The organism is Mesorhizobium sp. M4B.F.Ca.ET.089.01.1.1, from assembly GCF_004022605.1.
Lineage (GTDB): Bacteria > Pseudomonadota > Alphaproteobacteria > Rhizobiales > Rhizobiaceae > Mesorhizobium > Mesorhizobium abyssinicae.
This window is the reverse complement of sequence record NZ_RZOS01000204.1, coordinates 1-9,831: the sequence shown is the minus strand read 5'-3', so window position 1 is coordinate 9,831 and position 9,831 is coordinate 1. Positions and strand designations below refer to the sequence as shown.

Sequence of the window (9,831 nt, the reverse complement as noted above, 5' to 3'; positions counted from 1 at the left end):
GGGCAAGACCGGCGCCACGCTCGATGCGCTCTACGACCTGCTCAACCGCTTCGAGATACAGCACGTCCTGGTGATCGCACCCTTCTTCGTCGCGAAGAACACCTGGCCGGATGAGATCGAGACGTGGCAGCACACCCGCGTGCTGTCCTACGCCGTCGCGGTGGGGGAGCCCGAGGAACGCATAGCTGCGGTCAAGCGCCGCGCCGAGATCACAACCATCAACTTCGAAAACCTCACATGGCTCGCGCAGCACATCCGAACGATTGAAAATTGGTATTGGGATTGTGTCATCATCGACGAGTCCAGCCGCTTCAAGAGCGGCGAGGGGCGCACCAAACCTACCAAGGTCAAAACCGTCAACAAGGCGGGCGAGATCACGATCAAGGTGCGTAAGGGCGGCAATATGACCCGTTTCGGGATCATGACAACCGCGCGCCGCAAGATCAGCCGTATCGTGGAACTGACGGGCACGCCGGCACCGCAAGGGATCATCGATCTTTGGGGCCAGGCCTATCTGCTCGATCAGGGGCGTCGGCTCGGCCCTGACAAGTCGGCCTTCGAGCGCCGCTACTTCGAGAAGGACCGCTACACGCACACGGTCACGCCGCGCGCCAACGCCGAACGGGACATCCTGGCAAAGCTGGAAGACCTTCTCGTCTCCATCCCGCAGGAAAAAGTCGTCCCTGATCCGCGCTTCATCCCGATGAAGGTGGACCTGCCGGAACACGCAATGCGTGATTATAGGGAGTTCGAAAAAACACTTTTCAGCGAGCCGTATGACGTTGAGGCGGTCTCAAATGGCGTGCTCGCCAACAAGCTTTTGCAGTTCGCAAACGGCCATCTCTACAAGGAAGATCGCTCGGTCGTTCACATCCATGACGCCAAGATGGAGGCGCTTGAAGAACTGGTCGACAGCGCCCAAGGCGAAAATCTTCTCATTTTCTACAGCTTTAAGTTTGACAAGGACGCGATTCGGAAACGCTGGCCCGATGCCATCGTTGCGAATGAGAACAAGGATGCCGTGAGCCTTTGGAACAAAGGGAAAATCAGGAAACTCCTTGCTCATCCGGCGTCTATCGGGCATGGGACGAATCTGCAATATGGAGGGCACATTGCCGCCTGGTTCGGGTTGACCTTCTCGCTTGAGTTGTGGCTGCAGGCTAACGCTCGACTTCCGCGACCGGGACAAAGGGACCAGGTGTTGATTTATCCGATTATTGCCAGAGGCACGTATGACGAGCGTGCGTTAACCATCCTCAACGTCAAGGATATGACTCAGGACCGGATTATACGAAATTTCACACTTCGCACTTGACTTTCACTTTTAATGTGTACATTTCCACGTTATAAGATTCGGCAATATACGCGGTACGGGGAAGTTTAAGAGAAGGAGACACATTTGAAAGACATCGCACACCCCGATATCGCGCGCCGGCTGGAAAACGCCTGCGACGGCAATCCCGATGTTCCCCCGCTAAATTTCGGCCGCCTTAAGTGGTTCGTTGACCAGCTTGAAAAGCACGGCGTCACCGTGGCGGCTGAGACTGTTCGGAAGTGGTTCGCAGGCGAGACGATGCCGCGTCGAGCGCCCGCCCAGGCGCTGGCCAGAATCCTGAAGGTCGACGAAGGCTGGCTTTTGACCGGCACGTCTCCAGACCTATCGGAGATGGCCCGCAAGACCCACAACGTCGTCGCGGGCGGCGCAGTGAACGTCGTCGCCGGCTTCATTCAAATGGCCGGTGGGCATCCGTCATTTCCCGAGGAAGACGACGTGGTGGCAAAGGCCAACAACGTCAACCTTTACGCCATCATCCGTGGGGCTCACTATCGTCTGCACGTCACGTCGATCGTCGGCGAGCGGGGCGGCTATTTCCTGATCCCGCACGACACCAAGAATGGCACCGTGACGCTTGGGGTTATCCCGCAGGCGGATTTTCAGGTCACGATCTATGAACTCGATTGGCCGACGATCGAGAAGGTGGGCACGCGGAAGCCGAACGGCTACGAGGTTCGCCTTGCTGACACGACGGCGTTCAGGTCGGTCACATCGTTTGCGGAACGTCTTTGATCGTCGCTGGCACCGGACACCGGCCGCCGAAGCTCGGCGGATATGGGGACGAAGTACGCACGGCCCTGAGCAACCTGGCCGTGGCTTATCTGACAAAGGAGCAACCGAAAACCGCCATCAGCGGAATGGCGCTCGGTTGGGATGAGGCGGTCGCTACGGCTGCCGTCGAACTAGGCATACCCTACATCGCGGCCGTGCCATTCGAGGGGCACGACTCGCGGTGGCCTCCTGAGAGCCGGCGCCGCCTGGCCTGGCTGCTGTCCAAGGCATCCGAAATCCACGTCGTCAGTGACATCCCCGGCAACCGCGCGATGCAGCAGCGGAACGAGTGGATGGTCGATCGAGCGCACAAGATGTGTGCCCTTTGGGACGGCTCGTGGGGCGGCACCTTCAATTGCCTCCAGTACGCCAAGAAGGTCAGTCGCCCGGTTGACAACCTGTGGCCGCGATGGACCAACGACCTAAGTACGTTGCTCGTGTAGTTACTTTCACGTTTATAGTTGAAAATCACGCAAAAGGTGATAGTGTGAGGCTCCTAATCGGAGCTTCCATGACTGCTTATGCTCTCTACAACGAGATCGACGAATACGCTGCCAACTGGCTTGAGAACCTTATCGAACGAGGGCATATCGCACACGGCGTCGTCGACAGGAGAAGTATCGAAGACCTTCGGGGGGATGATCTCAGAGGCTTTACCCAGGTCCACTTCTTCGCCGGAATTGGCGTCTGGAGTCGCGCTTTGCGTGCCGCTGGCTGGCCCGACGATCGACGCGTCTGGACAGGCTCTTGCCCGTGCCAGCCACACTCAACCGCAGCCGCAGACCGCGCAAGGGGATTCAACGATCCCCGCGACCTGTGGCCAGTATGGCTCGATCTCATCGGGTCTGAGCGACCTGACACGGTGTTTGGCGAGCAGGTTGACGACTCTCCTGCCTGGATCGATCGAGCGGCGATTGACTTGGCGCGAGAGGACTATGCCTTCGGGGCTATCGATCTTCCGGCTCTCGCCAGCGGAGCGCCCCACGAGCGAATGCGCACCTACATTGTGGCCGACACCAACCGTCCAGGACGCCGCGAACAGGGCCGGCCCATCACAGTGGGTCAGGAACTCATGGGCGTTGAATGTGCAAGCGGTGGCCCATTCTTTGGCAACCACCGAACGACCGGAGAACTTGGAAGAGTTAGGCGCACTCAACCCGGAATTCGCCTGCTGGTTGATGGGGCTACCTCCAGAGTGGGACGCCTGCGCGCCTACGGCAACGCGATCGTTGGCGAAGTCGCCACGGCCTTCATCAAAGCATATCTCGAAACAGATCGATCCGCTGATGATCTGGCTCCTAGCAGCGTAGAGGACTTGCTGGTCTGATGCCCTTCGCCTATCAAGGCGGCCATGAGCACGATGGATATCCGCGAAACCGATCCGAAACACCTGATTGCCGGGACGACCGGCGATTGGGAGGTAATCATCGGGCTTGAGGTTCACGCACAAGTCACATCCCAGGCCAAGTTGTTCTCCGGATCATCGACATCCTTCGGTGCGCCGCCGAACGCCAATGTGAGCCTGGTCGACGCTGCGATGCCGGGAATGCTGCCCGTCATCAATGAGGAATGCGTCAAGCAGGCCATTCGGACGGGACACGGGCTGAACGCCGTGGTCAATCCGAAGTCTGTGTTCGATCGGAAAAACTATTTCTACCCTGACCTGCCGCAGGGCTATCAGATTTCGCAATTCAAGCAGCCGATCGTCGGCGAGGGCGTCGTCGAGGTATCGATTGGACCTGATCGGCATGGCCAGTTCGAGGACATCGAAGTCCGCATCGAGCGCCTGCACTTGGAACAGGATGCGGGCAAGTCCATTCACGATCAGAATCCGACCCTCTCCTATGTCGATTTGAACCGCTCTGGCGTGGCGCTGATGGAGATCGTCTCCAAGCCCGACATGCGCTCGGCCGACGAGGCGAAGGCCTACGTGTCGAAGCTGCGCAACATCATGCGCTATCTCGGCACCTGCGACGGCAACATGGAGCAGGGCTCTCTGCGAGCCGACGTTAATGTTTCAGTGCGTCGACCAGGCGAGCCGTTCGGTACGCGCTGCGAGATCAAGAACGTCAACTCGATCCGCTTCATTGGCCAGGCAATTGAGTCGGAAGCGCGTCGGCAGATCGCCATTCTGGAAGACGGCGGCTCGATCGAGCAGGAGACGCGGCTGTTCGATCCAAACAAGGGCGAGACGCGTTCGATGCGGTCCAAAGAGGAAGCGCACGATTATCGCTACTTCCCCGATCCCGACCTACTGCCGCTCGAAGTCTCGCCGGGCTACATCCTCGATCTGAAGCGTGACCTTCCCGAACTGCCCGACGCCAAGAAGGCGCGCTACATGCAGGAGCTTGGCCTGTCGCCCTACGATGCGAACGTGCTGACGGCCGAGAAAGAAAAGGCCGATCACTTCGAGGCAATGCTGGCCAGCGGCGCCGAGGCCAAGCGCGCGGCCAATTGGGTGATGAATGAGGGCGCTACGTCTCTCGACATCGTTAGCCCGCAGGCGAACACGGCAATCGTCAGCATGGTTGCGGACGGGACGATCTCGGGCAAGATCGCCAAAGACGTTCTGGAAATCGTCATTCGGGTCGGCGGCGATCCGCGCGAAATCGTTGAGGCGCAGAACCTTCGCCAGGTGACGGATACCGGGGCGATCGAGAAGGCCGTGGACGATGTGATCGCGGACAACCCTGACAAGGTGGAGCAGGCGCGCCTCAAGCCCACAATGGCCGGCTGGTTCGTCGGCCAGGTCATGAAGGCCATGGGCGGCAAGGCGAATCCGCAGGCCGTCAACGACCTAGTGAGGGCGAAGCTCGGGCTTTAGGCCAGCAACGCCGACAGATCATTCGAGTTGCGCTCCGTCAGGTAGTCGCTCCACCAATCCATCATCTTCACGCGCTCGCTCCAATACTCCGAGCGGTTGTAGGCCGAGCGCACCTTGTCGCCGTGGACATGGGCAAGCTGGCGTTCGATGGCATCGGGGCTCCACAAGCCCGACTCGTTGAGCACGGTTGATGCCGTCGACCGGAAGCCGTGGATGGTCAGGCGGCTATGGTAGCCGAGGCGATACAGGGCGAAGATCATCGTGTTCTGGCTGATCGGCTTCTGGCCGCCGACACCCGGCACTATCCACTCGGAGTCGCCGGCTAGGGTTCTCAGTTCGGACAGGAGAGCCTTGCTCTGCTTCGTCAGCGGCACCTTATGGTCGCGAGACATCTTCATGCGCTCGGCGCTGATGAGCCAGTGGTCGCCCTTGATCTCGCTCCACTTGCCAAACCGAAGCTCGTTGGTGCGGAGCATCGTGTGCATGATCAGTTCGATAGCCACGCGCGTCTGGCGCTCGCCGTCGTAGCCCTGCAGGTTAGTCAGGAACTGGCCGATCTCGTCAGCTTCCAGCGACGCCATGTGCTTCACCTTCGGCCGCGCTTTCAGTGCGTCCACTAGGTCGGCAGCCGGGTTGCGTTCGTCGCGTCCCGTGGCGATGGCCAGGCGGAACACTTTGCCAATCGACTGACGAATACGCTTGGTCACATCGATCGCGCCTCGACCTTCGACCTTCTTCAAAACCTCAAGCACCTTGGCGGCCGTGATGTCGCGGCAGCGCATAGTCCCGATCTCGGGAAACACGTCATTCTCGAACCGGCCGAGCACGCGCTGATAATGCTCGGGCACCCAGGCTGGCTTCTGAGCTTCGAGCCATTCTCGCGCCACGGTTTCAAAGCCGTCCGTTCCGCCCGTGGCGGCGACAGCCTTGTTCTCGGCGGGGTCTTTGCCAGCCTTCAAAGTGCGCTTGTGCGCGCCGAGCAGGGCGCGCGCATCGGCCAGCGACTTATCGGGGTATTCGCCGATGGAAAGCAGTTTCTGCTTCCCTTCGAAACGGTACGTCATGCGCCAGTATTTGCCACCGGCCGCCGTGACAGCGAGAAAAAGACCGCCACCATCGGCCAATTTGGTCGGCGATCCGTCAGCTTTCGGCTTGGCGTTCCGGCACTGGATGTCGGTCAAGGGCATGGGTAGAACCTACGCAAACTGTGGAGTCGTCGGATGGCCAACATACCCACAAATGACTCCACATCAAGGGATGCGCTGGGACGTATCGGGACACAGCGCTTAGTCGCCCCATTGATTTCATTAGATTTTTTGAGTGCCCTAGAGAGGGCTGGTAGCGGGAGAGGGACTTGAACCCCCGACCCCAGGATTATGATTCCCGTGCTCTAACCAACTGAGCTACCCCGCCAGGGCGGCGAAAAGCCCGAAATCCACCTAAATCTAAAGGCATGTCGGAGCGTTCACCAAGGTCGGCGCGGATATAAGGTTGCGAGGGCAAGCCTGTCAAGCTTCGATGCGGCCACCCGCCCGGCTTATTTGCGCTGCAGCAAAAGCTTTGCCGGACAGGCATTTGATCTGGGGCGCGGGGTTGAGTTCGACGGGGCACGTCGCTATGTCTCGGCCACGAAATTCTAGAGTTTGAGCGAATGAAGCCGCGCATTGCAGTCCTCGGTTGCGGATACTGGGGCAGCAACCATATCCGCACTCTCAAGGCGCTCGGCGCCTTGCACGCGGTTTCGGACCTCAATCGCGCGCGCGCGGAAGGCTTTGCCAGCGAGCAGGACTGTCTGGCGATCGAACCTGAGCAGTTGTTCAAGCGCGATGACGTCGACGGCATCGTCATGGCGCTGCCGCCGCAGTTCCACGCCGACATGGCGGTGCGCGCCATCGAGGGCGGCAAGGACGTGCTGGTGGAAAAGCCGATCGCGCTGACGGTCGCCGACGCCGAGCGCTCGGTGCAGGCGGCAAGGGACCACGGCCGCGTCTTCATGGTCGGCCATGTGCTGCGCTTCCACCCGGCTTTCGAGACGCTCAAGGGCCTGATCGACAATGGCGAGCTCGGCGAGGTGCGCTACATCCATTCGCATCGCCTCGGCCTTGGCAAGTTCCACACCGAGAACGACGCGCTGTGGGACCTTGCGCCGCACGACCTGTCGATGATCCTGGCTATCACCGGCACGGAGCCGATCGAAGTGAGAGGCGAGGGGGCCGCGCTGCTCGACAATCTCAGCGACTTCGCGCATCTGCACATGCGCTTTCCCAACGGACTGCGCGGCCATCTCTTCGCCTCGCGGCTCAATCCCTACCGCGAGCGGCGGCTGACGGTGGTCGGCACCAAGGCGATGGCGGTATTCGACGACGTCGAGCCGTGGGAGCGCAAGCTCGCCGTCTACCGCCATGCGGTGTGGCAGGACAGCGGCCAGTGGGCCTTCACCGCCAACGAGCCGTCCTATGTGGCGGTCGGCGAAGGCATGCCGCTGACGCGCGAGCTGGCGCATTTCATGCAATGCATCGAAACGCGGGCCGAACCGCGCACCAGCGGCGAGGAAGCGATCAGGGTGCTGCGCATCCTGACGGCGGGCACCGTCACCCACTCCGGCCCTTCATCCTGAGCCCGGGCTAAAACGCCTTTGACGTCCGGAAATCGCGGCGAAGCGCGTCGCTATTCGGCGGGGATCTGCGCCGGTCGGGCGGCAAGCCGCGTCAGCATGGCCTCGGCCTCGGCGCCGCGCTCCGAGCGTTCGATGAAGCCGCCGCCGAACACGCGCGCCTCGTTGCCGTCGTCGGAATAGAGCACGCAGGCCTGGCCGGGCGCGATGCCCGACTCGCCGTCGACCAGCTCCACCGAGGTGACGCCGTCGCGGTGATGCAGCACCGCCGGACGCGGCGGGCGCGTCGAGCGGACCTTGGCGAACAGCTCCAACCCGCCGGCCGGCACGTCGGAGAGCGGCCCGTCGCCCAGCCAGTTCATGTTGCGCAGATAGATCTTGTGCGTCTCCAGCGCCTCGCGCGGGCCGACGATGACGCGGGCACGGTCGGCGTCGAGATGGACGACATAGAGCGGCTCGCCGGAGGCGATGCCGATGCCGCGGCGCTGGCCGATCGTGTAGCGCAGGATGCCTTCATGGCGGCCGAGCACACGGCCGTCGATGTGGACGATGTCGCCGGGATTGGCGGCGGCAGGCTTCAGCTTGGCGATGATGTCTGAATATTTGCCCTGCGGCACGAAGCAGATGTCCTGGCTGTCCTGCTTGGCGGCGACCGTCAGCCCCATCTCCTCGGCGATGGCGCGAACCTGCGGCTTCGACAGGCCACCCAGCGGAAAACGCAGATAGTCGATTTGCGCCTGCGTGGTGGCGAACAGGAAATAGCTCTGGTCGCGGTCGGCATCGACCGGGCGGTAGAGCGCGCGATGGGCGCCATTGGCGCCGGAGCGGATGTAGTGGCCGGTGGCCAGAGCATCGGCGCCAAGGTCCTGCGCGGTCGCCAGGAGGTCGGCGAACTTCACCGTCTGGTTGCACGAAACGCAGGGAATCGGCGTCTCGCCCGCGACATAGGAATCGGCGAAGGGATCGATGACCGCCTTGCGGAAGCGCTCCTCGTAGTCGAGCACATAATGCGGGATGCCGAGCGTCTCGGAGACACGGCGGGCGTCGTCGATGTCCTGGCCGGCGCAGCACGAGCCGGCGCGATGCGTCGCCGCGCCATGGTCATAGAGCTGCAGCGTGACGCCGACGACGTCATAGCCTTCGCGCTTCAGGATGCCGGCGACGACGGAGGAATCGACGCCGCCCGACATGGCGACGACGACGCGGGTGTTTTCGGGGCGTCCGGGAAGGTCGAGGCTGTTCATGGTTCTTTCGTTCTGCGTGGCGTCTGAATGCCAATGGCCGGAATATAGGTCAAGCACCAGCGTGGCGCCAGCGTCTCCCGGACGGGTCGATTTTTTGCCTGCAAAATCAATGCCCGGCGGCGCATCTCTCAAATGCCGAGGAAAACGCTAACGCGACGTTCACGATCCTTACCTAGTCATTAGGGTTCGCTTAGGCAATTTTTAAAGCTGTGGCGGTACTGTGGCGGGGATTGGGTCTTTGAGTTTTTTGTAGAGAGTACGATGACCGATCTGGTTAGACCGCGAGTCAAGTATGTTATCGGGCCTGACGGCAGCCCTCTTACGATTGCCGATCTGCCGCCGACCAATACGAGGCGCTGGGTTATCCGGCGCAAGGCGGAAGTTGTGGCCGCGGTGCGGGGCGGACTGCTCAGCCTCGAAGAGGCTTGCCAGCGCTACAAGCTCACCACCGAGGAATTCCTCTCCTGGCAAGCGTCGATCGACGAATACGGCCTTGCCGGGCTGCGCACGACGCGCATCCAGCAATACCGGCATTGATGCCTGTTCAGGCTAAACGAAGGGCGCGGTAAACCGCGCCCTTCGCGTTTTCTGTCGGATCGTCCCGCGCTCAGACCGCCAGCACCACCTTGCCGATCGGCCTGGCGGCGAGGAAGGCATGGGCGTCGCCGGCTTGCGCCAGCGGAAAGCTTTCGGCCACATGCACGGCAAGCTTCTTCGCGTCGATCAGTTTGCCGAGTTCAATGAGACCGTCGCGATCCGGCACCACCGACATGCGCTCGACGCGGATGCCGCGGGCGCCGGCCGTTGCCCTGGTGGCGTCGTGAACGTTGAGCAGCGAAACCAGCACGCCGCCGTCACGCACGACTTTCAGCGACTGATCGGCATGATCGCCACCGATTGCGTCCAGCACCAGATCGACATCGCCGACCTTTTCGGTGAAATCACCTGCGGTGTAGTCGACGACCTCGTCGGCGCCGATCGAGCGCACGAAGTCGAGCTTGTCGGGACTGGCGGTGGCGATGACATGGGCGCCGACGAGGTC

Annotated in this window: 10 protein-coding genes and 1 tRNA gene; 7 read left to right on the top strand and 4 right to left on the bottom strand. The window is 61.5% G+C overall.

The annotated features are described in order from the left end of the window. The 5 genes from EN780_RS19265 to gatB all read left to right on the top strand — a co-directional run. Positions 1-1,315 (top strand): SNF2-related protein (locus EN780_RS19265; RefSeq protein WP_133372645.1); only part of this gene is annotated, 1,315 nt, incomplete at its 5' end. An 84-nt stretch (positions 1,316-1,399) separates the two neighbouring features. After that, positions 1,400-2,068, top strand: a complete 669-nt coding sequence (locus tag EN780_RS19260; RefSeq protein WP_128275013.1) for a hypothetical protein — start codon at positions 1,400-1,402, stop codon at positions 2,066-2,068. After that, a complete protein-coding gene (locus EN780_RS19255) occupies positions 2,065-2,550 on the top strand; it encodes an SLOG family protein (RefSeq protein ID WP_189556610.1) in 486 nt (161 codons plus the stop codon). The genes EN780_RS19260 and EN780_RS19255 overlap by 4 nt, the downstream gene beginning before the upstream one ends. Positions 2,551-2,618: 68 nt before the next feature. Further along, positions 2,619-3,434 carry a DNA cytosine methyltransferase gene (locus tag EN780_RS19250; RefSeq protein WP_128275011.1) on the top strand — a complete coding sequence of 272 codons (816 nt, stop codon included), beginning with the start codon at positions 2,619-2,621 and terminating at the stop codon, positions 3,432-3,434. Positions 3,435-3,458: 24 nt separating this feature from the next. Beyond that, entirely contained in the window at positions 3,459-4,931 is a 1,473-nt protein-coding gene (gene gatB, locus EN780_RS19245; RefSeq protein WP_128275010.1) for an Asp-tRNA(Asn)/Glu-tRNA(Gln) amidotransferase subunit GatB, read from the top strand. On the opposite strand, the gene EN780_RS19240 is transcribed toward gatB, so the two are convergent. Together EN780_RS19240 and EN780_RS19235 are read right to left on the bottom strand one after the other, a co-directional pair. Continuing rightward, complete coding sequence (locus tag EN780_RS19240; RefSeq protein WP_128275009.1) at positions 4,928-6,118, bottom strand: integrase arm-type DNA-binding domain-containing protein; 1,191 nt, start codon at positions 6,116-6,118, stop codon at positions 4,928-4,930. The two genes, gatB and EN780_RS19240, sit on opposite strands and share 4 nt — an antisense overlap. A gap of 149 nt (positions 6,119-6,267) precedes the next feature. Next, positions 6,268-6,344, bottom strand: a tRNA-Met gene (locus tag EN780_RS19235). A 238-nt stretch (positions 6,345-6,582) separates the two neighbouring features. On the opposite strand from EN780_RS19235, the gene EN780_RS19230 reads away from it, so the two are divergent. After that, complete coding sequence (locus EN780_RS19230) at positions 6,583-7,548, top strand: Gfo/Idh/MocA family oxidoreductase (RefSeq protein ID WP_128275008.1); 966 nt, start codon at positions 6,583-6,585, stop codon at positions 7,546-7,548. Positions 7,549-7,598: 50 nt separating this feature from the next. Here the strand turns inward: EN780_RS19230 and mnmA are convergent, their stop codons facing one another. Further along, entirely contained in the window at positions 7,599-8,789 is a 1,191-nt protein-coding gene (mnmA, locus tag EN780_RS19225) for a tRNA 2-thiouridine(34) synthase MnmA (RefSeq protein WP_128275007.1), read from the bottom strand. Positions 8,790-9,050: 261 nt separating this feature from the next. Here mnmA and EN780_RS19220 point away from each other — a divergent pair, with 261 nt between their 5' ends. Beyond that, complete coding sequence (locus tag EN780_RS19220; RefSeq protein ID WP_006203587.1) at positions 9,051-9,326, top strand: DUF1153 domain-containing protein; 276 nt, start codon at positions 9,051-9,053, stop codon at positions 9,324-9,326. A 70-nt stretch (positions 9,327-9,396) separates the two neighbouring features. Here EN780_RS19220 and EN780_RS19215 read toward each other — a convergent pair. Then, positions 9,397-9,831, bottom strand: a 435-nt coding sequence (locus EN780_RS19215; protein ID WP_145970995.1) for a zinc-binding dehydrogenase, incomplete at its 5' end; no start/stop codon positions are given.